This window comes from Salinimicrobium soli, assembly GCF_048323655.1.
Taxonomy (GTDB): Bacteria; Bacteroidota; Bacteroidia; order Flavobacteriales; family Flavobacteriaceae; genus Salinimicrobium; species Salinimicrobium soli.
In genome coordinates, this window is record NZ_JBLUWW010000001.1 from 434,330 (window position 1) to 460,842 (window position 26,513).

The 26,513-nt window shown below is 42.8% G+C and carries 26 protein-coding genes; 9 read left to right on the plus strand and 17 right to left on the minus strand.

All coding sequences use genetic code 11. The features are described from left to right. Positions 1-12: 12 nt before the first annotated feature. The 3 genes from ACNORC_RS02065 to ACNORC_RS02075 all read right to left on the minus strand — a co-directional run bounded on the left by ACNORC_RS02065 (position 13) and on the right by ACNORC_RS02075 (position 6,134). Positions 13-1,419: an OmpA family protein gene (locus ACNORC_RS02065; RefSeq protein ID WP_418333925.1), complete on the minus strand. Its 1,407-nt coding sequence runs from the start codon at positions 1,417-1,419 to the stop codon at positions 13-15. Positions 1,420-1,765: 346 nt separating this feature from the next. Further along, positions 1,766-2,959, minus strand: coding sequence for a glycine C-acetyltransferase (gene kbl / locus ACNORC_RS02070; protein ID WP_418333926.1), 1,194 nt, complete (start codon positions 2,957-2,959; stop codon positions 1,766-1,768). Between the two features lie 31 nt (positions 2,960-2,990). Then, a complete protein-coding gene (locus tag ACNORC_RS02075) occupies positions 2,991-6,134 on the minus strand; it encodes a UvrD-helicase domain-containing protein (protein ID WP_418333927.1) in 3,144 nt (1,047 codons plus the stop codon). A 245-nt stretch (positions 6,135-6,379) separates the two neighbouring features. Here ACNORC_RS02075 and ACNORC_RS02080 point away from each other — a divergent pair, with 245 nt between their 5' ends. Continuing rightward, positions 6,380-6,988 (plus strand): superoxide dismutase, encoded by a 609-nt coding sequence (locus ACNORC_RS02080; protein ID WP_418333928.1) that lies wholly within the window; start codon positions 6,380-6,382, stop codon positions 6,986-6,988. Positions 6,989-7,250: 262 nt separating this feature from the next. Here ACNORC_RS02080 and recJ read toward each other — a convergent pair whose 3' ends face one another. The 3 genes from recJ to ACNORC_RS02095 all read right to left on the minus strand — a co-directional run bounded on the left by recJ (position 7,251) and on the right by ACNORC_RS02095 (position 10,496). Next, a complete protein-coding gene (gene recJ, locus ACNORC_RS02085; RefSeq protein WP_418333929.1) occupies positions 7,251-8,948 on the minus strand; it encodes a single-stranded-DNA-specific exonuclease RecJ in 1,698 nt (565 codons plus the stop codon). Between the two features lie 108 nt (positions 8,949-9,056). Continuing rightward, a complete protein-coding gene (rsmI, locus tag ACNORC_RS02090; protein WP_418333930.1) occupies positions 9,057-9,731 on the minus strand; it encodes a 16S rRNA (cytidine(1402)-2'-O)-methyltransferase in 675 nt (224 codons plus the stop codon). 6 nt (positions 9,732-9,737) lie between these two features. Continuing rightward, the gene (locus tag ACNORC_RS02095) at positions 9,738-10,496 is read right to left on the minus strand and encodes a DUF8457 domain-containing protein (protein WP_418333931.1); all 759 of its coding nucleotides are present in this window, start codon (positions 10,494-10,496) and stop codon (positions 9,738-9,740) included. Positions 10,497-10,586: 90 nt separating this feature from the next. Between ACNORC_RS02095 and ACNORC_RS02100 the strand changes: the two genes are divergently transcribed. The 7 genes from ACNORC_RS02100 (at position 10,587) to ACNORC_RS02130 (ending at position 17,662) form a co-directional block, all read left to right on the plus strand. Continuing rightward, positions 10,587-11,252: a thymidine kinase gene (locus tag ACNORC_RS02100; protein WP_418333933.1), complete on the plus strand. Its 666-nt coding sequence runs from the start codon at positions 10,587-10,589 to the stop codon at positions 11,250-11,252. Continuing rightward, complete coding sequence (alr, locus tag ACNORC_RS02105) at positions 11,224-12,330, plus strand: alanine racemase (protein ID WP_418333935.1); 1,107 nt, start codon at positions 11,224-11,226, stop codon at positions 12,328-12,330. Before ACNORC_RS02100 ends, alr begins: the two co-directional genes overlap by 29 nt. A 43-nt stretch (positions 12,331-12,373) precedes the next feature. Next, positions 12,374-12,811, plus strand: coding sequence for a large-conductance mechanosensitive channel protein MscL (gene mscL / locus ACNORC_RS02110; RefSeq protein WP_418333936.1), 438 nt, complete (start codon positions 12,374-12,376; stop codon positions 12,809-12,811). Then, positions 12,811-13,056, plus strand: coding sequence for a hypothetical protein (locus tag ACNORC_RS02115; RefSeq protein WP_418333937.1), 246 nt, complete (start codon positions 12,811-12,813; stop codon positions 13,054-13,056). The genes mscL and ACNORC_RS02115 overlap by 1 nt, the downstream gene beginning before the upstream one ends. A gap of 274 nt (positions 13,057-13,330) precedes the next feature. Continuing rightward, positions 13,331-14,320 carry an aspartate-semialdehyde dehydrogenase gene (locus ACNORC_RS02120; protein ID WP_418333938.1) on the plus strand — a complete coding sequence of 330 codons (990 nt, stop codon included), beginning with the start codon at positions 13,331-13,333 and terminating at the stop codon, positions 14,318-14,320. A gap of 139 nt (positions 14,321-14,459) precedes the next feature. Next, positions 14,460-16,598, plus strand: coding sequence for a prolyl oligopeptidase family serine peptidase (locus ACNORC_RS02125; RefSeq protein WP_418333939.1), 2,139 nt, complete (start codon positions 14,460-14,462; stop codon positions 16,596-16,598). Between the two features lie 95 nt (positions 16,599-16,693). Then, complete coding sequence (locus tag ACNORC_RS02130) at positions 16,694-17,662, plus strand: ABC transporter ATP-binding protein (RefSeq protein WP_418333940.1); 969 nt, start codon at positions 16,694-16,696, stop codon at positions 17,660-17,662. A 4-nt stretch (positions 17,663-17,666) separates the two neighbouring features. Here the strand turns inward: ACNORC_RS02130 and ACNORC_RS02135 are convergent, their stop codons facing one another. From ACNORC_RS02135 to pdxA, 10 genes are all read right to left on the minus strand, one after another. After that, positions 17,667-18,221 (minus strand): outer membrane beta-barrel protein, encoded by a 555-nt coding sequence (locus ACNORC_RS02135; RefSeq protein ID WP_418333941.1) that lies wholly within the window; start codon positions 18,219-18,221, stop codon positions 17,667-17,669. Positions 18,222-18,240: 19 nt separating this feature from the next. After that, positions 18,241-18,699, minus strand: a complete 459-nt coding sequence (locus ACNORC_RS02140) for a transcription elongation factor (protein ID WP_418333942.1) — start codon at positions 18,697-18,699, stop codon at positions 18,241-18,243. Further along, entirely contained in the window at positions 18,699-19,367 is a 669-nt protein-coding gene (gene mtgA, locus ACNORC_RS02145) for a monofunctional biosynthetic peptidoglycan transglycosylase (protein WP_418333943.1), read from the minus strand. Before mtgA ends, ACNORC_RS02140 begins: the two co-directional genes overlap by 1 nt. 3 nt (positions 19,368-19,370) lie before the next feature. Continuing rightward, positions 19,371-20,486 (minus strand): NAD(P)/FAD-dependent oxidoreductase, encoded by a 1,116-nt coding sequence (locus tag ACNORC_RS02150; RefSeq protein WP_418333944.1) that lies wholly within the window; start codon positions 20,484-20,486, stop codon positions 19,371-19,373. Positions 20,487-20,597: 111 nt separating this feature from the next. Then, positions 20,598-21,947: an acetyl-CoA carboxylase biotin carboxylase subunit gene (accC, locus tag ACNORC_RS02155; RefSeq protein ID WP_418333945.1), complete on the minus strand. Its 1,350-nt coding sequence runs from the start codon at positions 21,945-21,947 to the stop codon at positions 20,598-20,600. A 49-nt stretch (positions 21,948-21,996) separates the two neighbouring features. Next, the gene (gene accB / locus ACNORC_RS02160) at positions 21,997-22,500 is read right to left on the minus strand and encodes an acetyl-CoA carboxylase biotin carboxyl carrier protein (protein WP_418333946.1); all 504 of its coding nucleotides are present in this window, start codon (positions 22,498-22,500) and stop codon (positions 21,997-21,999) included. Positions 22,501-22,522: 22 nt separating this feature from the next. Next, a complete protein-coding gene (locus ACNORC_RS02165) occupies positions 22,523-23,518 on the minus strand; it encodes a beta-ketoacyl-ACP synthase III (RefSeq protein WP_418333947.1) in 996 nt (331 codons plus the stop codon). 175 nt (positions 23,519-23,693) lie between these two features. After that, positions 23,694-23,891, minus strand: coding sequence for a 50S ribosomal protein L32 (gene rpmF / locus ACNORC_RS02170; protein WP_006988996.1), 198 nt, complete (start codon positions 23,889-23,891; stop codon positions 23,694-23,696). 9 nt (positions 23,892-23,900) lie between these two features. Next, positions 23,901-24,437 (minus strand): YceD family protein, encoded by a 537-nt coding sequence (locus ACNORC_RS02175; RefSeq protein ID WP_418333948.1) that lies wholly within the window; start codon positions 24,435-24,437, stop codon positions 23,901-23,903. A gap of 96 nt (positions 24,438-24,533) precedes the next feature. Continuing rightward, positions 24,534-25,580, minus strand: a complete 1,047-nt coding sequence (pdxA, locus tag ACNORC_RS02180) for a 4-hydroxythreonine-4-phosphate dehydrogenase PdxA (RefSeq protein WP_418334624.1) — start codon at positions 25,578-25,580, stop codon at positions 24,534-24,536. 60 nt (positions 25,581-25,640) lie between these two features. On the opposite strand from pdxA, the gene ACNORC_RS02185 reads away from it, so the two are divergent. Beyond that, positions 25,641-26,234 (plus strand): riboflavin synthase, encoded by a 594-nt coding sequence (locus ACNORC_RS02185; protein ID WP_418333949.1) that lies wholly within the window; start codon positions 25,641-25,643, stop codon positions 26,232-26,234. On the opposite strand, the gene ACNORC_RS02190 is transcribed toward ACNORC_RS02185, so the two are convergent. Further along, positions 26,231-26,509 carry a hypothetical protein gene (locus tag ACNORC_RS02190; RefSeq protein WP_418333950.1) on the minus strand — a complete coding sequence of 93 codons (279 nt, stop codon included), beginning with the start codon at positions 26,507-26,509 and terminating at the stop codon, positions 26,231-26,233. The genes ACNORC_RS02185 and ACNORC_RS02190 overlap by 4 nt on opposite strands. Positions 26,510-26,513 lie beyond the last annotated feature (4 nt).

Consider the following 26,513-nt stretch of genomic DNA (forward strand, 5'->3'; position numbering starts at 1 on the left):
ATTTTTTAGTTACTACATATCAGTAGTATCCTCAGTTGCAGATTTCTTCATCTCTTTGTCTTTATCAAGAGAGATTTCAACCCTTCTGTTTTCCTGTCTTCCTTTCGCAGTCTTGTTAGTTGCGATTGGTTGAGACTCACCATAACCTTCAGAAGTCATTCTGTTAGCTGGTATTCCTGCAGTGATAAGGAACTCTCTTACAGAAGCAGCTCTTTCTTTAGAAAGTTTCAGGTTGTAAGAATCGCTACCAGTACTATCTGTATGACCACCAATGTGGAAGATAGTCTGTGGATATTCTTTCATGATATCTGCAATTGCCTGTAAGGTTTCTTTCGATTCCTCACGAATTGTTGCTTTATCAAGATCGAAAAGAATAGTTCTTGAGTACTCATTCAATTCTTCGATAACCTCAACTGTAGGCTCTGGACAACCATTGTTTGCAGCAGTTCCTGCTACATCTGGACACTCGTCGTCTTTATCAAGCACACCGTCGTTATCTCTATCTTGCCATGGGCAACCATTGTTTTCTTTTGGACCAGCTTCGTTTGGACATTCGTCATCGCTGTCTTTTACTCCGTCACCATCAGCATCTGGACATCCATTCATAGATTCTAAACCAGCAACTGTAGGACATTCATCTTTTGGATCTGGCACACCATCACCGTCTGTATCAGGACATCCGTTGAACTGAGGAAGACCTGCTTCGTTAGGACATTCGTCATTTCTGTCTTCGATACCATCACCGTCAGAATCAGGACATCCGTTGAACTGCTCAAGACCTGGTACTTCAGGACATTCGTCATCTTTGTCGTAGATACCGTCACCGTCAGAATCTTTTCCACCAAGAGCGAATTTGATTCCAGCTACATGCTGCCAGTGAGATCTTACTGGATTGTCTTCAAAGTCATGCTTGTAAATAGTTTGAATATTGAAAGCAAAGTGATCAGACAACCAGAAGTTAAATCCTACTGTACCATCTAAAGTAGCAACACCTTCTTCATCTATCCAGGTATATCCACCACCAACACCAAGAACCGGATCAAACCAGCCTGCGTTAGCATCGTTGCGGAAACTATAGTTGAAGGTTCCGTCAAGGCCATAATAAGTAAGACCATCCCAACCTTCATCACCGTACTTGTCAATCTTGTTTACAGAACCGGCAGCTTCAAAGTAAAAGCCAGCTCCAATATTACGGGCAATGGTAAGTCTGGAAATTCCGGGAAGTATGTTCCAGTGATCTCCTGAGTTCACAAATTCATCAAAATATCCACCCAGAGGAGCGTCTTCACCGGTAGGAAAAAAATCTACCACATTAATTCCCAAACCTAAGGCCCAGGGATTATTATCATCCTGCGCCTGCGCGGTGCTGAAGCTCAGGATACATAATGTAGCCAATAAAAATTTGTTTAGATGTTTCATATTGAAGAGTTTAATTTTTCATTAGTTAGTTAAACAAAAGTAGGCTGATAAACATTATTAACAAAGCCCAATATAATAAAGTTTTCTTAATAAAACGCTGAAAAGTCCTGATATCAATGGCTTGCAATGCAAATAATTATAGAATTTTTATAAAATTTTACAAAAATTACACTTTAAAAAAGCACTTGTAAAACAGTCAATTAGGACTTTAATCTCCCAATTCTTTTTTGAAGACTTTAAGATTTTCGGCAGCTCTCGAAACCATTAAAAAAGTCAGCTTATCAAATGAAAAAGCCCTCCTGTATAGGAGGGCTGATGCTTATTTAAATTTGTAGGAATTACTCTTTTAGATAATATTCAATTCCTTACCTACCTTGGTAAAGGCTGCTATTGCTTTGTCGAGGTGCTCTTTTGTGTGTGCTGCCGAAAGCTGAACCCTGATCCTGGCTTTCCCTTTTGGAACTACCGGATAGAAAAATCCGATCACATAAATTCCTTCTTCTAAAAGTCGATTCGCCATATCCTGAGACAGTTTTGCATCGTATAACATTACCGGAACAATTGCAGCTTCCCCATCAATAATGTCAAATCCTGCGTCCTTTATTCCCTTTTTGAAGTATCTGGTGTTCTCTTTTACTTTAGTTCTTAAACTGTCATCTTTTTCCAACATTTCGAATACCTTAATAGAAGCTCCAACAATAGCCGGTGCCAGTGAATTGGAGAATAAATATGGTCTCGATCTTTGCCTCAGGATCTCAATGATCTCTTTTTTAGCAGTGGTATAACCTCCCATTGCACCACCCAAAGCTTTTCCAAGCGTTCCTGTAATGATGTCAATTCTTCCCAAAACATTCTTCTCCTCCAAAGTACCTATCCCATTCTCACCAATGAATCCGGTAGCGTGGCATTCATCGATCATCACCATGGCGTCATATTTCTCAGCCAGGTCACAGATCTTGTCAAGAGGCGCTACCAGGCCGTCCATAGAAAATACTCCATCAGTTACAATGATCTTAAAACGGGCACCTTTTTCATTGGCAGCGATCAATTGTTTTTCAAGATCTTCCATATTCCCATTTTCGTAACGGTAACGGGCTGCCTTACATAAACGCACTCCGTCAATGATCGATGCGTGGTTAAGGGAGTCAGAGATAATGGCATCTTCTGCGGAAAGTAGCGGTTCAAACACTCCACCGTTAGCATCGAAAGCCGCGGCATAAAGAATGGTGTCTTCCATTCCGTAGAAATCAGAGATCTTTTTTTCCAGTTCTTTGTGAATATCCTGGGTTCCGCAGATAAAGCGAACACTCGACATTCCAAAACCCCGCTCATCCAGTGTATCCTTTGCTGCCTGGATCACTTCAGGGTGCGAAGAAAGTCCCAGGTAATTATTTGCGCAAAAATTGATCACTTTTTTGCCTCCTTCAATGGTGATCTCAGCACCCTGGGGAGAAGTGATCACCCGCTCTTTTTTGTAAAGGCCTTCTTCCTTTATTTGTTCTATTTCTTTTGACAGATATTCTTTTATAGCTCCGTACATCTTTTATGTTTTTTACAAAATTACACTTCTTTTATACATATTTAAGGCTGATATTTTCATTAATGTACACCAGGATCTTCTTTTCGATCTCATAAGCCATTTCTGAAAGCACCTGACCGTATTCAGTTATCTGCTCCTGATGAAACTGCTTTTCTACACCTGTTTTATAATCTACAATCGTCACCTTGTTGCCATTGAAGTTGATCCTGTCCGGACGAAGGATTTCTCCTTGTGAAGACACCATATCTTTCTCATTGAAACAACTATTCGTACTTGCATATAGATGGCTGAGTTCTTCATGGTCCACCACCTGCCTGATCATTGAAAGTATCTCTTCATGATCACTTTCTTTAAAAAGGCCTTTTTCTTTTGCAGTTAAAAGAACCTGGTCAACATCATCTACCGAAAAGATCTCAGCAAAAAGATCATGGACCAATTGCCCTTTTTCAATGGCTTCCTTTTGGCGTGAATCCCATAGAGCTCCGGCCCGGGTAATGATCGAAATATCATTGCTCTGGGTTGGGGATGAATAAAAATGTTGCTGCTGAACGTTTTCTAAAACCTTACCTTGCTCCTGAAGCAATTCACTACGGTTTCCGAAGTGGTATTCTTTACTTTCGTCCCACTTGCCAATGGATTTCAGATAAGAAATGAAAAGACCTGAAAATTTTCCCGATCGCTCATTTCCATTCTTATCCAGGTCATACTTCGAAATAATATACAACTGCTGTACGGGCCGGGTGAGAGCAACGTACAGAACATTCAGGGCGTCCAATTCACTTTGAGCGCAGAGTTCTTCATACAGCTCCGGGCATTGCCCCGGCCACTGTTTCATTTTATCTGAAGCTTTTAAATAAGCTACCGGTATTTCTTCATTTAATCCATCAGGAAGATCTGTCCACAATGATTCTCTCGCGGTGTCACTAATCTGGCTATTGGCAAAGGGATAGATCACCACCGGGAATTCCAGGCCTTTCGCCCTGTGAATGGTCATGATCTGCACTGCATTCTCTCCTTCAGGAACCACAATACTTAGATCGTCTTTTTTACGCTCCCATAATTCCAGATATTCCATTATTCCTGCACTTTCAGATTGCGATACTTCGTAAACAAAGTCAAGGAAGAACTGCAAATAAGCATTGGAATCTTTTACAAGTTCGCAAGCCCTGATGATATATTCTACAGCCTCATAAATGGAAACTGAAACTAGTTCAGCAAGCTGGATCTCAATTCCGTGCGGTTTTAAAGTATCAAAGAATTTCTGGCCCTCAAGCTCCAGAACCCTTTTAACAAAATGGAATTCATCCTCCACTTCAATAGAATGCTTCAGAAGAAAATCTAAAATCTCGAATTTGGTGTTCTTTTCCGCGGGTTCTACACAGAACTTCAAAACGGCATTTATGAACTGAACTTCCGCAGCTCTGGATACCAGCAAACTTTCCGCAGAGATAACTGAAATCCCATGCTCATTCAGGAAATTAGCCACTGCAATACTCTCCTTCTTTTTTCTGGTTAGGATACAAACATCGCTTTTCCTTATCTGCTGTTCCTGTAGGTCGTTCAAGATCTCCAGCACTTTTTGGGGATAAGCTTCCATCTCCTCATCCGCATTTTCCGCCTCTACAAAGGACAGGTTAACGTAACCTTCCTGTGGAGTAGTAGATTCCTGAGAGCTGTTGAGGAAAAGCTCCCGATGTTCTTCCAGTTGAAAACAGGCAGCGGAAAACCGGAAAAAATCGTTGTTGAAATTGACAATACTTTTTGCACTTCTGTAGTTGTTAGGCAACACCACCACTTTCTTCTCCTCGAGGTTGAACGGATTCTTATCACGGCACAATTCCATGAACTGTTCTGCCTTACCGCCACGCCAGCGATAGATGGATTGTTTGGCGTCACCAACAAGGGTAAGGCTGCCAAAGCCGGCTCCTGTATGCTGTACAGAAAGGGTATGATCTGCCAGGGGAATTAAATTTTCCCACTGTAACTGGCTCGTGTCCTGAAACTCATCGATGAAAAAGTGCCGGTATCTCTCGCCCAGCCTTTCATAGATGAAGGGCGCCGGCTGATCTTTTACTGCTTTCCCGATGATTGCATTAAATTCAGAGATCAGGAGAATAGAATTCTCCTGTTTGATCTCCTGTATCTGGTTTTGAATGGCACTTAGCAGAGAAAGCGGCACAAGGTTCTTTTCAATAGCCTTTAAAAATTGTATCTCTAAAATGCCTTTTTTGGCTCCCTCAAATAATTCAACTATTCCTGGTTGCAGTTGATCGAGAATGCTCTTTTTATCCTCAGCCAGTTTCTTGGCATAAAGAGGATCATCTGCCAAATTGATTTGCCAGACGGCATCAAATTTATCGGGAAAATCCCCTTTTTGAAGCTTCTTAAAAAAGTTTGGGCAATAACTGCCCTTGAAATCGCCAGGTTCAATGCCGTTGTCTTTTATAAGTTCAAAAAATCGATTGGCAGTTTGAATTATTTGATCTTCCCGTTTTGCCGTTTCCTGCAGCACTTTCTTCCGAAGGTCTTGGAAATCTGATAAATTTTTGTTCTTAATTTTATTTACGAACGGCTGACTGGTCTCTTCGGTTAGCAATTTCGCGATCTCCAAAAGATCCCGGGAGATATCCCAGCTCTTGTCGTCATCGGTCTTTGTAAGTACGAAACTCACCAGCACCCTGGTCAGCGCTTTGTCTTCACCTGCTTTATTGATCACCCGGTCCACTGCTTCGGAAAGTACTTCTTCTGTATCAAGTTCTACTTCGAAATTCAATGGCAACTCCAGGTCTTTGGCAAAAGACCGCAACACTCTATGAGTAAATCCGTCAATGGTCGAGATCTCAAAAGCAGCATAATTGTGAATGATACTTTTTAGAATATTCCGGCTTTTCCTGGTGATCTCTTCTTCAGGTAAATTGGTTTCCGCGGAAAGAATTTTAATAAGAGCTGCAGCTTTATCTCCGGAAGGAGTAGCTGACAGGGCTTTCAAACTGTCAATGATCCTGCTTTTCATTTCCCCCACCGCCTTATTGGTGAAGGTGATGGCAAGAATATTTTTATAGCTGTCATCGCTACCGGAGGTAAGCAACAGTTTTAGATACTCTTTGACAAGGGTAAAGGTTTTACCCGAGCCTGCAGAAGCATCATAAATGGTGAAGGTATTAGTGGCTTTCAAAAAAAATTTTCACTAAAATAGGAAATGCAAGTTGAATAACCTTTTTAATCTGTCAGGAAGCAGCATTAAATTGTGTAATTTTCAATTAGTTGCGAAATTTCCTTTTTTATGATTAGTAAAAACCTAAAAAAAGCCAAAGGTTTAAGGATTTTATAACATTTTATAATTTCTATTAAATTTGCGAATGTCTAATTTTGAAGTTGACAAGATTTACAGATTATTAATAATATAAAACAGTATAAACTATGGCTTTTGAGTTACCAAAATTAAAATATGCATTTGATGCACTGGAACCTCACATTGACGCAAGAACAATGGAGATCCACCACGACAAACACCATGCGGGTTACACCAGCAAATTGAACGACGCCATTAAAGGATCTGATAAGGAAGGAAAAAGTATAGAAGATATCCTGAAGAACCTGGATATGGAGAATAAAGCAGTTCGCAATAATGGTGGAGGTTATTACAACCACAACCTTTATTGGGAGATCATGTCTCCGGAAGGAGGAGGAAAACCATCCGGTGAGCTTGCTTCTGCAATTGACAAAGCTTTTGGATCTTTCGATTCCTTTAAAGACGAATTCTCTAAAGCCGGAGCCGGACAATTTGGTTCAGGATGGGCATGGCTATGTGTAAAGAAAGGTGGAGAGCTGGATGTTTGTTCCACTCCTAACCAGGATAACCCGTTGATGCCGAATGTTGGGTGCGGTGGTACTCCAATACTTGGAATGGATGTTTGGGAACACGCTTATTACCTGAAATATCAAAACCAGCGCCCTGCTTACATTGAAGCTTTCTTCAATGTGATCAATTGGGATGAAGTATCTAAAAGATATAACGAGGCTAAATAAGAACCTCTTAAGATTTTAGAAAATGGCCGGAAGATCTCTTCCGGCCATTTTTTTTCTGAAACTTTCGGACATAAAAAAAGGTGGAAAGCTCCACCTTTTTTTGCCCCAAATCTACCATGAACTTAACCTACTTATGTTATGGCTCTGCTAATATATATAAACACTTGATTATCAGAAATATTTTTAGATGAAATACCTTTAAAATAGTTGAAGAACCCTTCATATTTTAAGCTGTAAGAAATAAGAAACAGGAATAGGTAAATTACTCCGGAACTATATCTTTTAAGCGGAGTTGCAGGGTGACATTTCCGTTGAAGTGGTTCTCTTCAACACAATAGGCGGCCCTCACCTTAGCGCCATCCTCAAAATGCCGGCATTTTTCGCCAAGATCAAAACCAATGGCATCAAATCCTGCCTCTGATGATCTTTGTTTCAGTTTGCATTTCAGATGTTTTTTGGTTTCTCCCACGCACTTTGCATAACCGGAATCCTTTACACCTGTGGACATGAATACCGGAGTCATATTCCCGGGGCCAAAAGGGGCAAATTGCTTAAGAACCCTGTAAAACTTCGGAGTGATCTCACTCAGCTGAAGTTCAGCATCTATGGTGATCTCAGGGATCAGGAGATTTTTATCAATACTCGAGGAAACCACCTCCTCAAATTTTCTTTTAAAATTCTCATACTGGGCCTCCAAAAGTGTCAGTCCGGCGGCATATTTATGTCCCCCAAACTGCTCGATATATTCGCTGCAGCCTTCCAAAGCGTCATACACATCAAAGCCTTTTACTGAGCGGGCTGAGGCTGCCAGTTTTTCTCCGCTGCGCGTAAAGACGAGCGTTGGACGATAATAGGTTTCGGTCAACCTCGAAGCTACTATGCCAATAACCCCTTTGTGCCAGTTTTCATTGTAGACCACGGTTGTTAACCGCTCCTGCTCCTTCAGCTCTTCGATCTGCTCCAATGCTTCGACCGTGATGGACTGATCTGCTGCACGTCTTTCAGTATTGAAAGTTTCAATTTCAGCTGCAAATCTTCGGGCGACCTCTTCATTTTCTTCAGTAAGCAGATTAACGGCGTGTAATCCGTGCTTCATCCTCCCCGCGGCATTGATCCGTGGAGCAATTATGAAAACGACGTCAGTGATAGTCAGCTGATCTTTCTTTACCTGCTCCAGGATCGCTTTAAAACCTGCCCGTGGAGCAGCATTGATAACCTGAAGACCATGATAAGCCAGTACCCGGTTCTCCCCGGTTACAGGAACAATATCGGCACCTATGGCTGTCGCTACAAGGTCCAGGTAAGGTAACAGGGTTTCAAAAGTTTCCCCGCGCCTCGAATGGAGCGCCTGCACCAATTTGAAACCTACTCCACAACCGCAGAGTTCTTTATAAGGATATTCACAATCTTCTCTTTTTGGATCGAGTACAGCAACCGCTTTCGGAATTTCCTTTCCCGGCCGGTGGTGATCGCAAATAATAAAATCAATATTTCTTTCTGAGGCATAGGCCACTTTTTCTATTGCCTTGATTCCACAGTCCAGGGCGATGATAAGGCTGATATCATTGTCTGCCGCAAAATCGATCCCTTTGTAAGAGACTCCGTAACCTTCGTCATACCTGTCGGGAATGTAGGTAGCAACGGCAGGATAGAAAGTTTTAAGGTAAGAAGAAACGAGAGCCACGCTGGTAGTACCATCTACATCATAATCTCCAAAGACCATGATATTTTCCCCTTTTTCGATCGCCTGCTCAATACGTTCTACCGCAGGTTGCATATCCTTCATTAAAAAAGGATCGTGCAGGTCTTTTAAAGATGGCCGAAAAAACTTTTTTGCTTCCTCGAAAGTGGTGATATCCCGCTGAACCAGAAGCGAAGCGATAGGCTTTTCAACTCCTAAAACTTTTTCCAGATAGTGTACTTTTTCAGGGTCAGGTTTGGGTTTTAGGGTCCAGCGCATATTCTTTTTTTGCCAAAAATACAGATTGTTTTGTTTTACCTGCTTCCTACAGAAGTTTCAAAAAGTAAGAATTGAGGAATTTTCTTCTTCTATGGTTATTCAGGAAGCTTAAGGTTTTTTACCTCCTACTATAAGTACTATCTCTCCTTTAGGTGCTTTGGCCTCAAAATGGGATAGCACTTCTGCTGCTGTTCCTCTAACCGTTTCCTCGTGCAACTTGCTGATCTCGCGGGAAACCGAAACCTGCCTGTCTTCCCCAAAGAATTGAATTATTTGTGAAAGCGTTTTCAGAAGTTTATGTGGAGATTCATATAATATGATCGTCCTCGTTTCTTCAGCCAACATCTCCAGCCGTGTCTGCCTTCCTTTTTTTACGGGCAAAAATCCTTCAAAGACGAATTTATCATTGGGAAGTCCGCTGTTTACTAATGCAGGCACAAAGGCGGTGGCGCCGGGAAGGCAATCCACTTCAATTCCCGCTTCCACACAGGCGCGGGTTAGGAGAAATCCGGGGTCACTTATGGCGGGTGTGCCGGCATCGCTTATCAATGCAACAGTCTTTCCGTTTTGAATTTGGCGCACTACACCTTCCACCGTTTTGTGCTCATTGTGCATGTGGTGACTTTGCATGGGACTGCCAATTTCGAAATGTTTGAGCAATTTTCCGCTATTGCGGGTATCTTCGGCTAGAATAAGATCAACCTCTTTTAGAACCCTGACGGCCCGAAAGGTCATATCATCAAGATTCCCGATTGGAGTAGGTACAATGTATAGTTTAGACATGAGAGCTTACTCGAACTTCTTTTCAATTATGGCCAGAAAACGAGCTTCGTAATCTTCTTTGCCTTCCCAATTATTGTAGTCAGGTTTTACCATGTTGGCCACAAAATTGAAGGCTTCTTCTTTAGATTTTATGGTATTCAACTGCGAGAGCACTCTGTTATAATCTGTCGAGCTGCCATCAAAAAGATGTTTGATGAACGCCAGCTTATCATTCACTCCAATATTGATTCCTTTCTTAAGACGGTCGTTCAATGACTTCGGTTTATCATGTTGCGCTCCGTTTTGACTAACCGGTTCAAAAGTAGGCAGGTTGTCATAATGCACACCTCCCAGATTCTCCATATCATCCTTCTGATATTTCTTCGGTTGTACATGGGCAAAAAGATCATCTATCGTCTGGCTTTCCGGCGGCATTTGCGCCACAATATCCTTAATCTTTTCGGTATTAGGCTCGGTTATGGATTCAGAATCATTGTATTCCATTCCGGTAGGAGCATATTCATCAGATTCCTCTGAACTTTCTTCTGAAGCTTTTTCCGAAGAAGCTTCCACTTTTACTGCAGTCTTCACCACCTTCTTCTCTTCCTTCTTTTCGGAAGCGAACAAATTCTCCTCAACAAATTCCAGTATGGTGAGTTTATCGTAGATCTTTTTGGTAAGCTCTTTTAATTCGCTTGCAGAAACCTCTTTTTGGCTCTTCACAAGCATCAACTTTTCGGCTAAAGCTACCAATTCCTCTTTCAGTTGCTTTTTCATAACTTTCATGCTTCCCAATTAAATGCGGTTGTATTTTTAATAAATTTGTATCACCTTTATCACAAACCGAAGTTCGTTTTTGGTCTTGAAAAATACAAAATGTTTCTCGAAAATACAGTAAATCACAAGGAGCAATTTGGGTGGATTGAAGTAATATGCGGATCGATGTTCTCAGGAAAGACCGAAGAACTTATACGCAGGCTCAAGCGCGCAAAATTTGCCAAACAAAAAGTAGAAATCTTCAAACCCGCTATTGATGTGCGGTACGATGAAGATATGGTGGTGTCTCACGACTCCAATGAGATAAGAAGCACCCCTGTTCCGGCGGCTGCAAACATCCGTATTCTTGCCGATGATTGCGATGTGGTAGGAATTGATGAGGCGCAATTCTTTGATGAAGAAATAGTCTCCGTTTGTAATGACCTCGCCAACAGAGGTGTTCGGGTGATCGTCGCAGGACTAGATATGGACTTTAAGGGAAACCCTTTCGGACCGATGCCAAACCTGATGGCAACGGCCGAGTATGTGACCAAAGTACACGCGGTTTGTACCCGCACCGGAAATCTCGCCCAGTACAGCTACCGTAAAACCGCTAACGAAGATCTGGTGTTACTGGGAGAAACCGAAGAATATGAGCCACTTAGCCGGGCCGCTTTCTACAAGGCGCGCCTGAAGGAAAAACTGAAAAATATGGAGGTGCAGGACCCCGAAGAAATTAAAGATAAAAGAAGCGAACATGCCGAAAGCCAGGGAGACCGTACTTGAAATAGATCTGAATGCCCTTGCCCATAATTACAAATACTTACGCTCTAAGGTCGCAAAAGATGTAAAGCTGATGGCCGTTGTTAAGGCTTTTGGCTACGGAAGCGATGTGGTGGGTATTGCCAAAAAACTTACAGAATTAGGCGCCGACTATCTGGCCGTGGCTTATACTGCTGAAGGGGCAGCCCTTCGCAAAGCCGGCATTGAATTGCCTATCATGGTGCTTCACCCACAGTCTTTCAACTTTGAGGAGCTTATTGAAAATTGCCTCGAACCCAGCCTCTACAGTGAATTTGTCTTAAAAGAGTTCATCGAGACGGCAGAAAAGCTAAAGCAGAAGCATTATCCGGCGCACATAAAATTCAACACCGGCCTTAACCGTCTGGGCTTTTCAGAAGCTGAAACCGATGTTGTAAAAAACCTGTTGACGGGTACTACCGCCGTTAAGGCGAAATCATTCTTTTCGCATTTGGCTGCCAGTGAAGACTGGAGAGAACGGGAATTCACCCTCAACCAGATCCATACTTTCAAGCGAATCGCCATAAAGCTCTATGAGGAGTTGGGTTATCGACCTATGCTCCATATTTGCAACACCTCGGGGATCATCAATTACCCGGAAGCTGCTTTCGATATGGTGCGTACGGGGATTGGACTATATGGCTTCGGAAATGAAGAGGCTGAAGACAATAAACTAAAACCCATTGGCACCTTAAAGACCATAATTTCTCAGATCCACCAGATCAATAAAGGAGATTCAGTGGGCTACAACCGCGCATTTAAAGCTGAAAAACCTACAAAAACAGCCACTCTTCCTATCGGGCACGCCGACGGAATAAACCGCCAGTATGGAAATCGCCGCGCCGGAGTATTGATCAACGGGCAGTATGCTCCCATTATCGGAAACGTTTGTATGGACATGCTTATGGTGGATATTACCGGAATTGATTGTGAAGAAGGAGATGAGGTAATTATTTTTGGAGGACCTCAGCACGCCACAAAATTTGCTGAGAAAGGAAATACTATTTCTTACGAATTGATTACCGGTATTTCTCAGCGGGTAAAAAGAAGGCTTATTGAATAAAATATCTATATTTAAGCCACTAACTAACCAATAACATCGAAAAATGGCATTTTTTAAGGACTTTAAAGCCTTTCTGATGAAAGGTGACATTATTGCCCTTGCTACTGCGGTAGTTGTGGGAGCTGCTTTTAACAAGATCGTTTCTTCTGTTGTAGCAGATATCATTATGCCCCTTATTGGGGTGATCACCGGCGGAGTAGATTTCTCCCAAAAGTTCATTTCCCTGGACGGCAATGAATACGAAACCCTGGATGCTGCAAAAGAGGCCGAAGCTGCGGTCATTACCTATGGAAATGTTATTCAGGCGATCATTTATTTTATAATCGTGGCCTTTTTTATCTTCCTGGTGCTTCGCGCTTACGAAAGAACTAAAACTAAGAAAGAAGCGCCAAAAGTCACCGAACCAAAAGGGCCTTCTCAGGAACAGCTGCTTACCGAGATCAGGGATGAGCTAAAAAGACAGAACAGCGGAAAAGCTTAATGAAAAATATCTATTTCTATTATCTCGCATTCATATTTCCCGGAGTGGCTCTGGCATTATTTTGGAAGGAAGTTCCTCCAAACCTGGCGTTAGCCGGTTTGATCCTCTACGTTTTCGTCTATCGTTCATTTATTGACGGATGGAGGCTTAGCACAAAAGGGGTCATTGAAAAGAAAGATATCTGGAAATTGGTGATTCCCGGAATGCGTGGGAAATATTTTAAAGAACTGTACACTAACAAATAGTTGAACGCCCGTAGTAACCGCTACACTGCATATTTTTAACCAGATCCTGATTTATTTTAGGACAAAACCCTGAACATGTTTCAGGGTTCTTTTTTAAGATATACGATATTTAACAATTTGTGCAAAGTGGTTATAAAGATTTAAAAGCAGCATAATTTTCCTGTTTCCCATCACGTTAATTATCAGGAGTACAATACATTTGCAAGGACAAAAAATCAAGTATAAAAGCTGCTCAAAAATGCCATTTTTGAAGTGGCATAAAAATAACAAAAAGATGAAAATAGCAGTAGTTGGAGCCACAGGAATGGTAGGACAGGTGATGTTACAGGTGCTTAAGGAAAGGAACTTTCCGGTTACCGAACTCATCCCGGTCGCTTCGGAAAGATCTGTAGGCAAAAAAATAAATTTTCAGGATAAAGAATATGAGGTTGTGAGCCTGGAAGATGCGGTGGAAAAACGCCCTGATATTGCCCTTTTTTCGGCAGGAGGTGCCACTTCTTTGGAGTGGGCCCCGAAGTTTGCAGCCGTGGGTACTACGGTTATCGACAATTCTTCAGCCTGGAGAATGGATCCCACAAAAAAATTGGTGGTTCCTGAGATCAATGCTTCCGAGTTAACTTCCGCAGATAAAATTATAGCTAACCCCAACTGTTCAACCATACAAATGGTAATGGCGCTTGCCCCGTTACACGAGAAATACACGGTGCAAAGAGTGGTGGTTTCTACTTACCAGTCAATCACCGGTACAGGTGTAAAAGCAGTGCAACAACTGGAAAATGAATATCGCGGCGAAAAAGGGGAAATGGCTTACCCTTACCCGATCCACAAAAATGCAATTCCGCACTGCGATGTATTCGAGGAAAATGGCTACACCAAAGAAGAAATGAAACTCACCAATGAGACCAAAAAGATCCTCCGGGACGATACTGTTGCCGTTACTGCAACAGCGATCCGAATTCCGGTAGTTGGAGGTCATAGTGAGTCGGTGAACGTCACTTTTGGAGATGATTTCGATATTAATGAGGTGCGGCAGGTGCTGAACGATTTTCCGGGGATCACCGTACAGGACAACCTGGCTGTTAATACCTATCCCATGCCGATCTATGCCGAAGGGAAAGATGATGTTTTTGTAGGAAGGATCCGTAGGGATCACTCTCAGCCAAATTCGCTGAACATGTGGATCGTGGCAGATAACCTTCGCAAAGGTGCTGCTACCAACGCTGTGCAGATCGCGGAGTACCTGGTTGCGAAAGAACTGGTATAAATACTTCTCAAAAATGCCATTTTTGGCTATCCTATAATTCTGAAGCCGACAGTACCTGCTGTCGGCTTTTATTTTGTGTTGATAATCTGCGATTTGAAGGAATTTATTTACTTTTAGGTCTTCAGAAAAATTAACCAAAATGAAAAAAACCATAATTACCGTTCTGGCAGCGGGTGCCATTTGTTCCTGCGCAGATAAAACCCTGAAAAACGTTGTTGCTTTGGACTATCCTGAAACTAAAAAAGTTGATACTGTTGACACCTATTTCGGAACCGAAGTAAAGGACCCTTATCGTTGGCTGGAAAATGATCGCAGCCCCGAAACCGAAGCCTGGGTTAAATCTCAAAATGAAGTGACCTTTGGCTACCTTGAAAAGATCCCTTTTAGGGAGGAACTTAAAAACAGGCTTTCTGCACTTTGGAATTATGAGAAACTGGGAGCTCCCAGCAAAGAAGGCGATTACATCTATTTCGCCAAGAATGACGGACTTCAGAACCAGTATGTGATCTACCGCAAAAAGTCTGAAAATGATACGCCGGAAGTTTTCCTTGATCCTAACAAATTCAGTGAGGATGGCACTACTTCTTTGGGAAATATGAGTTTCTCGGAAGATGGAAAAATGCTTGCCTACAGTATTTCTGAAGGTGGTAGCGACTGGAGAAAGATCATTGTTATGGATGCTGAAAGCCGCGAGATCAAAGAAGACACTTTGATCGATGTGAAATTCAGCGGAATTTCCTGGAAGGGAAATGAAGGTTTCTATTACTCCAGTTATGACAAACCTGAAGGAAGTGAACTTTCAGCTAAGACAGATCAGCATAAATTGTATTACCATAAACTTGGAACAAGTCAGAAAGACGATAAACTGGTCTTTGGTGGAACTTCTGAGCAGAAACACCGTTATGTAGGCGGAAGTGTTTCCGAGGATAACCGATATTTATTTATTTCAGCGAACAATTCTACTGCGGGTGGAAAACTATTCCTGATGGATCTTTCCGAAGATAATCCACAGCTCGACACCATTATTGGCAATGAAGATTATGAGAGCTACGTACTTGACAATGTGGGTAGCAAGCTTTTTATTGTCACTAACCGCGAGGCTCCAAACCGAAAGATCGTAACCGTAGACGCTGCCAATCCACAACCGGAGAATTGGGTAGACCTAATTCCTGAAACTGAGAATGTGCTGAGCCCCTCTACGGCTGGTGGCTATATTTTCACAAATTACATGAAAGATGCTGTTTCCAATGTACAACAGTATGACTACGAAGGTAAGATGGTTCGTGAAGTAGAATTACCGGGTGTGGGTAGTGCCGGAGGATTCAACGCTAAAGAGGAGGAAGAAGTGCTTTATTACACTTTCACCAATTATGTAACTCCTGCCAGTATCTACAAATACCAGATAGAGGAAGGTGTTTCGGAACTTTATAATAAACCGGCCATCGACTTTAATCCTGAAGATTACACCAGTGAGCAGGTATTCTATACTTCAAAAGATGGAACAAAGGTTCCAATGATCATCACCTATAAAAAAGGGACTGAAATGAATGGAAAGAATCCAACGATCCTGTACGGTTACGGCGGATTCAATATCAGCCTTACCCCTTCGTTCAGTATTGCAAATGCAGTTTGGATGGAACAGGGAGGAATTTACGCAGTACCTAACCTTCGTGGTGGCGGGGAATACGGAAGGGAATGGCATGACGCCGGAACAAAAATGCAGAAACAGAACGTTTTTGACGACTTTATTGCCGCTGCCGAATACCTTATCGATAACAACTACACTTCCAGGGATTACCTGGCCATTAGAGGAGGATCCAATGGCGGACTTTTGGTAGGCGCGACCATGACCCAGCGTCCGGACCTTATGGCTGTTGCCTTACCGGCAGTAGGTGTGCTTGACATGTTGCGCTACCACACCTTTACCGCAGGTGCCGGCTGGGCCTATGACTATGGAACTTCTGAACAAAGTGACGATATGTTCCAATACCTTAAAGGATACTCTCCGGTACACAATGTAAAGGCAGGAGTAGAATATCCGGCAACCTTGATCACAACCGGTGATCATGATGACCGGGTTGTTCCGGCGCATTCTTTCAAATTTGCAGCCGAACTTCAGGATAAACAGACTGGTGACAATCCTGTTTTGATCAGGATCGAAACCAATGCAGGTCATGGTGCAGGTACACCTGTAAGCAAGACTATTGAGCAATATGCAGACATTTTTGGCTTCACTTTGTACAATATGGGATTCACTGAATTACCGGGTGCAGAATAACCGAATGATTTTTATCAGTTTACCCTTTAAAAAAGCCTTCTTCGGAAGGCTTTTTCCTTTTAAAGTCCTAATTTTACCGTAGAAAAACCCTCCTTATGTTACGCGTCAGGAATCTCTCCTTCGGGTACACCGGAAAACCCTTCCTTAGAAATCTCAGCTTTACTATTGAAAAAGGAAAAAATGTCTCCCTTATCGGAGCCAGCGGTTGCGGAAAAAGTACTCTCCTCCAGTCTATTTACGGGCTGCATCATGTAGACGGAAAAATATTCTGGAATGACAATCAATTGCTGGGCCCAAATTTCAACCTGGTTCCCGGCGAAGATTTCATGAAATACCTTACCCAGGATTTCGACCTGATGCCTTCTTTGAGCGTTGCAGATAATGTGGGGAAGTATTTAAGCAATATGTACCCGCGGAAGAAGCAACAACGGGTGAATGAACTGCTGGATCTGGTAGAGATGAGGGAATTCGCCCGGGTCAAAGCCCGACTGTTAAGCGGCGGACAGCAACAAAGAGTTGCCCTGGCAAGAGTGCTGGCGAAACCACCCGAAGTTCTGTTACTTGATGAACCTTTCAGTCATATTGATCATTTCAGAAAGAATAAACTCCGCAGAAACCTTTTTTCGCACCTTAAAGAAAAGGGTATTACTGTGTTGGTCGCCACCCACGACAGTACAGATGCCCTGTCTTTTGCAGATCATACGCTGGTAATGAAAAAGGGAAGGATCATTGTCCGCGGGAAACCCGAAGATCTGTACCGGGAGCCAAAAAATGCATATGTCGCCTCTCTCTTTGGGGAGATGAATGAATTACCGGCCGATCTTTTCTTTCCGGAAGAAAATGCGCGTCACAAGGTCATTCTGTATCCACACGAGATCAAGGCCGGAGATAAGAACGGAAAAAAAGTAGTGGTCAAAAATGCCTTTTTTAAAGGCAGTCATTTTTTAACCGAAGCAGAGTTTGAGGGGCACAGTATCTTGTTTGAGCATCCCGAAAAATTGGAGAAAGGGGAAACGGCTTTTTTAGAACTCCCGAAAGATCTCCTTAAAAGCCGCATCCGTTAAGATCTTAGAATTTGTAGCCCAGCCCCAACTGGAAAGTGCGGGTCCATCCCTTAATTCCTACCAGGTCATACCCCATTCCGGAGTCGACTTTAAAATTTTTGTCGATTATACTGGTTGCTCCCATTGCAAAACGGGTGGAGATCTGGAACCCTGAAGGCATCTCGTAGCCAAGCCCGAATACCCCTGATAAAATGGTGCTTTCCAATCCATTTGTACCTCCTTCGGCATCGATTACTACGCCAAGTTGTGGACCGGCATGCAGCTGGATGTTTTCAGCAAAGAACCATTTCAACACCACGGGGACATTCACAAAAGTCACGCTCCCATCTTTGATACCCTCAACGGAATACATCACCTCCGGTTGCAGATGAAACTTCGGAGAAAGTGTGAAATCCACAAAGGTACCCGCGTAAAGTCCGGTGGCTCCTTCGGGGGACGCACCCTCTATATTATAATGAATATTGGAGACGTTAAGTCCGGCTTTTATTCCGAAGGCAGTTTGGGAAAATGCCACACCGGTAGTGGCCATAAAGAATAGCAATAGTAGATTACGTGTCATGAAAGTGGTTTAGAATTGATTAGAATACGTCTTTGATGGTGATGGAGTTTCCGTTAAAGATCACCTCATCACCTTTTTGGTGGGAGAGCAAAGCTTTTGCAACAGGAGCATTGGCACCCACAGCGAAAAATTCTTCAGAATTTACTACGAATTTTCCGGCGGGAATGGCCACAAAATAATTGGCTTGAGAAGTTATTACCACGCTTCCAAAAGTGACAGTTTCCAGTAACTTTTTTGAGGGCACCAGGGAAAGCGTCTTTTTAAGCTTTTTCAACTCTTCCATTTGGACCGCCAGTTTTTCAAATTCGAGATGGAGCATGGCGCGCCCGGTCTCATATTTATCACCCATGGAACATTTGGTTTCAAGCTTGAGAGCATCTTCCAGATCATCAATGGCCTTTTGAACAGAAAATATTTTTCCCTCCACATGAGCCTTTCCGGCCTCGATCAAGCCTTCCTTAAGTTCCGTTTTATCCATCAGTCCAGTTTTAACCTTCCCAGGTTATTCATTTGCCGCACGATCCAGCCCTTGCGCTGCTGAATATAGCTGCTGGCAGGATTTGCCCGATAAACCCTGGGGTTAGGCAAAACAGCAGCCAGTGCGGCCGCCTCGTATTGAGTGAGTCTCGCCGCAGGTTTCCCGAACCAGGCTTGAGAAGCAGCTTCGGCTCCATAGATCCCTTTTCCCATTTCTATGCTGTTGAGGTAAACCTCCATAATGCGCTCCTTGCTCCAAATCAACTCGATGAGAAACGTGAAATATACTTCCAATCCCTTTCTGAACCAGCTGCGGTGAGGCCACAAAAAAACATTCTTTGCCGTTTGTTGGGAGATGGTGCTCGCCCCTCTCGATTTCTTTCGGCGTTTACTCTCTTCTATAGCTTTTTTAATTGCGTCATAATCAAACCCATTGTGAGAAGCGAAATTTTGATCTTCACTGGCGACCACCGCTAAAGGCAAATTGGGCGATATTTCCTCCATCGGTACCCAGTCGTGCCGTATTTTTTCATCAGGATGTTCAAAATACCGGATTGCCATTAGGGGAGTAAAAGGCACCGGCACCCATTTATAAAGTACAACCATCAGGACGCTGAAGGCAAAAAGCCACAGGACCAGTTTTAATAAGAATCGGAAAAATTTCCTCATAGTTTATTCTGTTAACGCTGCCAGCTCTCTCCCAATCAGACTTCCTATTGCCACGCCCATTCCTCCCAGACGCACGCCACAAGATACATTTTTTGAGATCTTTTTTACAATTGGCTCCTTCTTATCCCCCACGCCCATAATTCCGCTCCAACGGTGATCGATCTCAAAGTTCTGACCTGGCAGAATTGTGTTTTTTAGAAGGTCTTCCAGTTTGGCCTGAATCTTTTCAGTGACTAGCATTTCTGTAGTTTCTTCTGCTGAAAAATCAAGATTACGCCCGCCTCCCAGTAAGATCCTATCATTGATATTCCTGAAATAATAAAAGCCTTTGTCAAGGTGAAAGGTCCCTTTGATTGGAAGTCCGGGTATGGGTTTGGTGATCAACACCTGCGCCCGGGCAGGCTTTACTTCGGAAATACCAAGTTCTGCGGAAAATCCATTAGTTGCTATCAGCAGTTGCCGACTCTTAAAGCTGATATTTTCAGTTTCTATTTCAACGGAAGTGCCCAGATCAGAAAATCTCTTGACCGTGGTTTGGTTGAGGATCTTCACTCCTTTCTCTAAAGCCTTCTGAAGCAGTGCGGTCATCATTTTTCCGGTATCCAGCTGGCCTTCATAGCGGTTGTAGATGAGTTGATCCTGCACTCCTTGAAAACCGAAATTGTTCTTTCGAAGGCTGAAAACCTCATCCTTAAAAATGGGTTTTAGAAGCCGGTTCACTTTTTCCATTTTTGAAACACAGGATTCAAAAAGGGTATTTTCTTCGGAAGGAAATAATTCATATCCCCCGTTCAATTGAAAATCCAGCTGTTGATCCCCGATATTCTTCCGAAGTAGCTCCAGTCCCTTCACCCGCTTTTCCACTAGCCGAAGCACCTCTTCTTCTGAATGGCTTTCCAGGTCATCCAGTATCTCGCTCAGACTTCCGAAACAGGCAAATCCGGCATTTCTCGTGCTGGCTCCGTAGGGCAACATTCCTCTTTCAAACACAAGGACTCTAGCTGAAGGAGAACGCTCTTTTAGCGCAAGGGCACAACTAAGACCGGTAATGCCGCTGCCTACTATGGTATAATCAATATTGGAAAACCAGGATTCCTTTTCCCAAAAAGAGAAGTTCATCGAATTGCAATTTCCAACGAAGGTAAAAATTATTGCGTTAGGAAACCTGATAGGCCTAAGAATCAAAAAAGCCCCTTAAAAAAGGGGCTTCAAAAATGTCATTTCTGACTCTTATTCATCTTTAGGCTTCATCTTGAAGGTTTCCATAAACTTCGTGGTGTAGTTACCGGCAACATAATCCGGCTCCTCCATCAACTGCCTGTGAAATGGAATGGTTGTTTTCACTCCTTCAATTACGAACTCGTCCAGTGCACGTTTCATTTTATTGATCGCCTCTTCCCTGGTCTGGGCAGTAGTGATCAATTTAGCGATCATGGAATCGTAGTTCGGCGGAATCACATATCCGCTGTAAACGTGTGTATCTATTCGCACTCCATGACCTCCCGGTGCATGAAGATTGGTGATCCTTCCCGGAGAAGGTCTAAAGTCGTTGTATGGATCTTCAGCATTGATACGGCACTCAATTGAATGCAACTGCGGAAAATAATTCTTTCCTGAAATAGGAATTCCGGCAGCTACCAGGATCTGCTCACGAATAAGATCATAGTCGATCACCTGCTCGGTAATTGGGTGCTCAACCTGGATACGGGTGTTCATTTCCATGAAGTAGAAGTTCCTGTGTTTATCCACAAGGAATTCTACCGTTCCGGCACCTTCATATTTGATAAATTCAGCTGCTTTAACGGCAGCGTCTCCCATTTGCTTCCGAAGTTTATCGGTCATAAAAGGAGAAGGAGTTTCTTCGGTCAATTTCTGGTGACGACGCTGTACGGAACAATCCCTTTCTGAAAGGTGACAGGCTTTTCCAGAGCTGTCTCCCACCACCTGAATCTCGATGTGACGTGGCTCTTCAATAAGCTTTTCCATGTACATTCCGTCGTTCCCGAAGGCAGCAGCTGCTTCCTGACGGGCAGAATCCCATGCTTTACGTAGGTCTTCCTTCTTCCAGATGGCACGCATTCCCTTACCACCACCACCGGCAGTAGCTTTCATCATCACGGGGTAACCGATCTCAGCAGCTACTTTTTCTGCCTGCTCATAAGATTCAAGAATACCTTCAGATCCCGGAACACAAGGTACCCCGGCTTCTCTCATGGTAGCTTTGGCAGTAGCCTTGTCTCCCATTTTGTCAATCATCTCAGGGCTGGCTCCAATGAATTTTATATCGTGTTCGGCACAGATCTTGGAAAATTTGGCATTTTCAGCAAGAAATCCGTAACCGGGGTGAATTGCATCTGCATTGGTGATCTCTGCGGCCGCAATAATATTTGAGATCTTCAGGTAAGAAAGGTTACTTGGAGGAGGCCCAATACAAACAGCCTCATCAGCAAAACGCACGTGTAAACTCTCTGCGTCGGCTGTAGAATATACCGCAACCGTTTTGATGCCCATTTCCTTACAGGTACGAATCACGCGAAGCGCGATCTCTCCCCTGTTGGCAATTAATATTTTTTTAAACATACCAGTTGTAGTTTAAGCTTTAGAAAGAAAGTTATTTTTTAGCTGATTATTAAGACGGATCAACTAAGAACAACGGCTGGTCAAATTCTACCGGAGAAGAATCATCCACCAATACTTTTACGATCTTACCACTAACTTCGCTTTCTATTTCGTTGAAAAGTTTCATAGCCTCGATCACACATAGAACATCCCCTTCTTTTATGCTATCTCCAACTTCCACGAACGGTCCTTTGTCTGGAGAAGGTTTTCTATAGAAGGTCCCAATGATTGGTGACTTTATGGTGATGTATTTAGAATCTTCATCTGAAGACACTTTTTCACCGCCTGCAGTTGGAGTTTGTGGTTGTGCGGCCGGTGCCTGTGGTGCTTGTTGCTGCATTTGCGGCTGAGCCTGCTGCATGCCTCCCATAGGAACCTGCTGAACAATAGTGGTCTCTTTTTCGTCAGATCCTGTTTTAATAGTGATCTTAACATCGTCCATTTCCAGTTTAACCTCACTGGCACCGGACTTGGCCACGAATTTGATTAGATTCTGAATTTCCTTTAAATCCATAATATTGAGTGTTGGGTGTTTTTTAAGAATTGTATGCCCATTTTAGATAGACAGAGCCCCAGGTGAACCCTCCTCCAAATGAAGCGAATATAAGATTGTCTCCTTTTTTCAATTGTTTTTCGAAATCACTCAGCAACAGGGGAAGCGTTGCAGAGGTAGTATTTCCATAGCGCTCAATGTTCATAAGCACTTTTGAGTCATCCAATCCCATACGATTGGAAGTGGCGTCTATAATACGGCGATTAGCCTGGTGGGGCACCAGCCAATCTACATCTTCATTAGTCAATTGGTTGCGTTCCATGATCTGTGCGCTAACATCGGCCATATTGGATACAGCAAATTTAAAGACGGTCTTTCCGTCCTGGTGTACAAAGTGTTTCTTATCCGCAACCGTTTGCGCAGTAGCCGGAATTAAAGAACCTCCCGCATCTATTTTAAGAAATTCTCTTCCAAGACCGTCACTTTTGAGGATCTCATCCTGTACTCCCAATCCTTCTTCGTTTGCTTCAAACAAAACTGCACCGGCACCATCTCCAAAGATGATACAGGTAGTCCTGTCAGTATAGTCAATTATAGAGGACATTTTATCTGCCCCAATCAAAAGTACTTTTTTGTATCTGCCAGATTCTATGTAGGCTGCCGCAGTCGACATACCGTATAGAAAACTGGAGCAGGCCGCCTGCAGGTCATAAGAAAAGGCGTTTGTTGCGCCAATCTCGGTGGCCACATAAACTCCGGTTGCCGCAACCGGCAGATCTGGCGTGGCGGTAGCCATGATCACCAAATCGATCTCTTTAGGATCGAGATTGGATTTTTTAATAAGATCTTTTGCTGCGTTTATAGCGAGGAAAGAGGTTCCTTTATCAGAATCTTTTAGAATACGGCGCTCTTTAATTCCGGTCCTTGAAGTGATCCATTCATCATTGGTATCAACCATGGTCTCAAGGATCTTATTGGTCAACACAAAGTCAGGTACGTACGCGCCTACAGCTGTAATCGCTGCTGTTCTTTTCTTCATAAACTCAATTTTATGCCCTGATATTCAGACGGTTGCTTTATAACTCAAAGAGAGAAATTACTAAAACTTCTGAATACAGCGGTGCAAATTAAGGTGTTTTTAGCACATATTCAACTTAAAACAAAAAACTCTCACAATGTGAGAGTTCTATATATTTTCGAAGCTCTTTTCTAAATTAAGCCTCTACTTCTTCTGTATTATCGATCAAAACCTGACCACGGTAATAAAGTTTACCTTCATGCCAGTGAGCTCTGTGATACAAATGCGCTTCTCCTGTAGTAGGATCTGTAGCTATTTGTGGAACAGACGCTTTGTAATGCGTTCTTCTTTTATCTCTCCTCGTTTTTGAGGTCTTTCTCTTAGGATGTGCCATGGCTGCGTATTATTTATCGTTTAATAAATTTTTTAATTTGTTCCAGCGGGGATCAATTTCCTCCTCTGCTTTCATTTCTTTTTCTTTCGGAGTTAACTCCTCCAGTTTTTCAAGTACTTCAGACTGAAGTGATCCATCGATCACTCCCGGATGAACTCTTTTGGAAGGAACAGCTAAAACCACCAGTTCATAAATGTACTGCTGAACATTCACTTCAAATTCTCCATGCGGAAGAATAAGAAGGTCCTCGTTATCATCGTTGTATTCCTCCCCGAACTTAACCACCAAAAACAGAGTGCTTTCTATAGGTTGATCATAAGGTTCGTTGGTAAGGTCACAAAAGATGTTTACCGTTCCCGATGTTTTAAAAGTGAGTTCCATCATGGTCGTTTTCTTATCTAAAATAAGATCAACCTTCAGGTTTGCACTGTTAAATTCATCATACTCAAAATGCTCAAAGAACTCATTGTCAATTTCGTACTCGAACTGGTGCTTTCCTAGTTTTAATCCCACAAAAGGGATCGTAAACTCTTTTAATTTCCTCATTTCATCATCAGTTTCGAGTGCCTGACCCTCAGGATAAGGCGGGTGCAAAGATATAAAAATTAATGAATTGCGATATGTTTATGAACAAATTTTTGTTTATATCTTTTTGCTCTGTTTTTTCAGAACATTTTGTGTCAGCTCCTCGTATTCCTGTCGGTTTCTGAAAATATCCATTCCCTTGAAAACAGCTTCCTTAAATGACTGAAAATCTGCCTCACCCTTACCTGCGATCTCGTAAGCGGTACCATGATCTGGAGAAGTACGCACCTTGCTTAGCCCGGCGGTAAAATTCACTCCGTTTCCAAAAGAAAGAGTCTTAAACGGTATCAATCCCTGGTCGTGGTATGCCGCTACTACGGCGTCAAAGTTCTTAAAGTTACTCGATCCAAAAAAGCTATCGGCAGAGTAGGGTCCAAAAACCAGTTTCCCGCTGTTCCGGATCTTTTCCAAAGTAGGTTTCAGTATCTCCTCATCTTCCCTGCCTATTACGCCGTTATCCCCACTATGCGGATTAATTCCCAGTACGGCGATCTTAGGTTGGGAAACCTGGAAGTCCTGCTGAAGGGTAGTATAAATGATGTTGATCTTCTTTTCGATCAATTGCGGAGTAATAACTGAAGCTACATCTTTCACCGCGACATGATCTGTAAGCAACCCCACTTTAAGATTGTCGGTGACCATGAACATAAGGCTATCGCCCTGAAGTTCTTTTGCTAAATAATCTGTATGCCCCGGGAATTTGAATTCCTCACTTTGGATCGTGTGTTTATTAATAGGAGCAGTGACAAGGATATCAATGCTTCCTTCTTTAAGAGCCTTGGTAGCCGCTTCTAAAGATAGAAAAGCATAATGACCGGCTGTTTTGTCTTCCTCCCCAAAATTGATATTTACATTCTCCTTCCAAACATTGACAACATTGATCTTGCCATCGATGGCTTGTGATGCCTCTTCCACTCCCTGGAAGTTAATGTCCAGCTTCAGCTTTTTCTTAATGAAAGTTATGGTCTTTGCCGAAGCGAAGATCACAGGGGTACACAGTTCCAGCATGCGGGCATCTTCAAAGGTCTTCAGCACTACTTCACTCCCAATACCATTGAGATCACCAATGCTGATCCCCACTTTTATTTTTTCGGCTGACTTCATATAGGTTCTGCGTAAATAGGTTAATTTTATGCTCACAAAGGTAACTAATAATATATTGAAATGTTTACAGGCATCATAGAAGAACTGGGCCAGATTAAAGACCTGAGATCCAGTGATGGCAATCTCCATATAAGTGTAAAAGCCGAAATGGCACCCGAATTAAAGATCGACCAGAGCGTTGCCCACAATGGGGTGTGCCTGACGGTAGTTTCTAAGGATAGTGATACTTATACGGTAACTGCAATTGAAGAGACCCTTCAGAAAACAAATCTGGGAGAACTTAAGAAAGGAGATGCCGTAAATCTTGAGCGTGGGATGCAACTGGGGGCACGTTTAGACGGACATATTGTTCAGGGACATGTTGATCAAACAGCTACCTGTACTAAAGTTACCCGCAATGACGGAAGTTGGATCTTCACCTTTGAATACGACCCCGGAGCACAAAATATTACCATTGAAAAAGGATCTATTACCGTTGACGGAGTAAGCCTTACCGTGGTAAATTCCAAACGGAATGAATTTAGCGTTGCCATCATCCCCTTTACTTATGAACATACCACCTTCAAATATTACAGGGAAGGCACAAAAGTGAACCTGGAATTTGATGTAATTGGTAAATACGTAAAACGGCTTACAGAATTTAAGCTCGTTTAATGAGTTTCCTCCCTTCGCTTTTTAACCGCGACTAATTTTACAGACCCCAGCACCATTCCCGCAAGAAAAAGAGGCGCGAGATAATCGTTAATAGGTAAACACAAACCCGGTGGTGGGGGTACTCCCGTTCCTGTCTCTTCATCTGAAGAAGAGCAGGGAGGATTTTGAGTAGTCGAATCTGAACTGGGCGGTGGAGGATCTGTGGCGGCATTAGAAGCCACCCCGCACACCAAAAAAACACCTGTTATTAATGATATGATTTTTCCTCTTTTCAACATC

What these genes read in the sequence shown, in the direction of transcription:
- ACNORC_RS02065 (WP_418333925.1), bottom strand. Translation starts at nt 1,419, where the DNA reads ATGAAACATCTAAACAAATTTTTATTGGCTACATTATGTATCCTGAGC.
- kbl (WP_418333926.1), bottom strand. Translation starts at nt 2,959, where the DNA reads ATGTACGGAGCTATAAAAGAATATCTGTCAAAAGAAATAGAACAAATA.
- ACNORC_RS02080 (WP_418333928.1), top strand. Translation starts at nt 6,380, where the DNA reads ATGGCTTTTGAGTTACCAAAATTAAAATATGCATTTGATGCACTGGAA.
- recJ (WP_418333929.1), bottom strand. Translation starts at nt 8,948, where the DNA reads ATGCGCTGGACCCTAAAACCCAAACCTGACCCTGAAAAAGTACACTAT.
- rsmI (WP_418333930.1), bottom strand. Translation starts at nt 9,731, where the DNA reads ATGTCTAAACTATACATTGTACCTACTCCAATCGGGAATCTTGATGAT.
- ACNORC_RS02095 (WP_418333931.1), bottom strand. Translation starts at nt 10,496, where the DNA reads ATGAAAGTTATGAAAAAGCAACTGAAAGAGGAATTGGTAGCTTTAGCC.
- ACNORC_RS02100 (WP_418333933.1), top strand. Translation starts at nt 10,587, where the DNA reads ATGTTTCTCGAAAATACAGTAAATCACAAGGAGCAATTTGGGTGGATT.
- alr (WP_418333935.1), top strand. Translation starts at nt 11,224, where the DNA reads ATGCCGAAAGCCAGGGAGACCGTACTTGAAATAGATCTGAATGCCCTT.
- mscL (WP_418333936.1), top strand. Translation starts at nt 12,374, where the DNA reads ATGGCATTTTTTAAGGACTTTAAAGCCTTTCTGATGAAAGGTGACATT.
- ACNORC_RS02115 (WP_418333937.1), top strand. Translation starts at nt 12,811, where the DNA reads ATGAAAAATATCTATTTCTATTATCTCGCATTCATATTTCCCGGAGTG.
- ACNORC_RS02120 (WP_418333938.1), top strand. Translation starts at nt 13,331, where the DNA reads ATGAAAATAGCAGTAGTTGGAGCCACAGGAATGGTAGGACAGGTGATG.
- ACNORC_RS02125 (WP_418333939.1), top strand. Translation starts at nt 14,460, where the DNA reads ATGAAAAAAACCATAATTACCGTTCTGGCAGCGGGTGCCATTTGTTCC.
- ACNORC_RS02130 (WP_418333940.1), top strand. Translation starts at nt 16,694, where the DNA reads ATGTTACGCGTCAGGAATCTCTCCTTCGGGTACACCGGAAAACCCTTC.
- ACNORC_RS02135 (WP_418333941.1), bottom strand. Translation starts at nt 18,221, where the DNA reads ATGACACGTAATCTACTATTGCTATTCTTTATGGCCACTACCGGTGTG.
- ACNORC_RS02140 (WP_418333942.1), bottom strand. Translation starts at nt 18,699, where the DNA reads ATGGATAAAACGGAACTTAAGGAAGGCTTGATCGAGGCCGGAAAGGCT.
- mtgA (WP_418333943.1), bottom strand. Translation starts at nt 19,367, where the DNA reads ATGAGGAAATTTTTCCGATTCTTATTAAAACTGGTCCTGTGGCTTTTT.
- ACNORC_RS02150 (WP_418333944.1), bottom strand. Translation starts at nt 20,486, where the DNA reads ATGAACTTCTCTTTTTGGGAAAAGGAATCCTGGTTTTCCAATATTGAT.
- accC (WP_418333945.1), bottom strand. Translation starts at nt 21,947, where the DNA reads ATGTTTAAAAAAATATTAATTGCCAACAGGGGAGAGATCGCGCTTCGC.
- accB (WP_418333946.1), bottom strand. Translation starts at nt 22,500, where the DNA reads ATGGATTTAAAGGAAATTCAGAATCTAATCAAATTCGTGGCCAAGTCC.
- ACNORC_RS02165 (WP_418333947.1), bottom strand. Translation starts at nt 23,518, where the DNA reads ATGAAGAAAAGAACAGCAGCGATTACAGCTGTAGGCGCGTACGTACCT.
- rpmF (WP_006988996.1), bottom strand. Translation starts at nt 23,891, where the DNA reads ATGGCACATCCTAAGAGAAAGACCTCAAAAACGAGGAGAGATAAAAGA.
- ACNORC_RS02175 (WP_418333948.1), bottom strand. Translation starts at nt 24,437, where the DNA reads ATGAGGAAATTAAAAGAGTTTACGATCCCTTTTGTGGGATTAAAACTA.
- pdxA (WP_418334624.1), bottom strand. Translation starts at nt 25,580, where the DNA reads ATGAAGTCAGCCGAAAAAATAAAAGTGGGGATCAGCATTGGTGATCTC.
- ACNORC_RS02185 (WP_418333949.1), top strand. Translation starts at nt 25,641, where the DNA reads ATGTTTACAGGCATCATAGAAGAACTGGGCCAGATTAAAGACCTGAGA.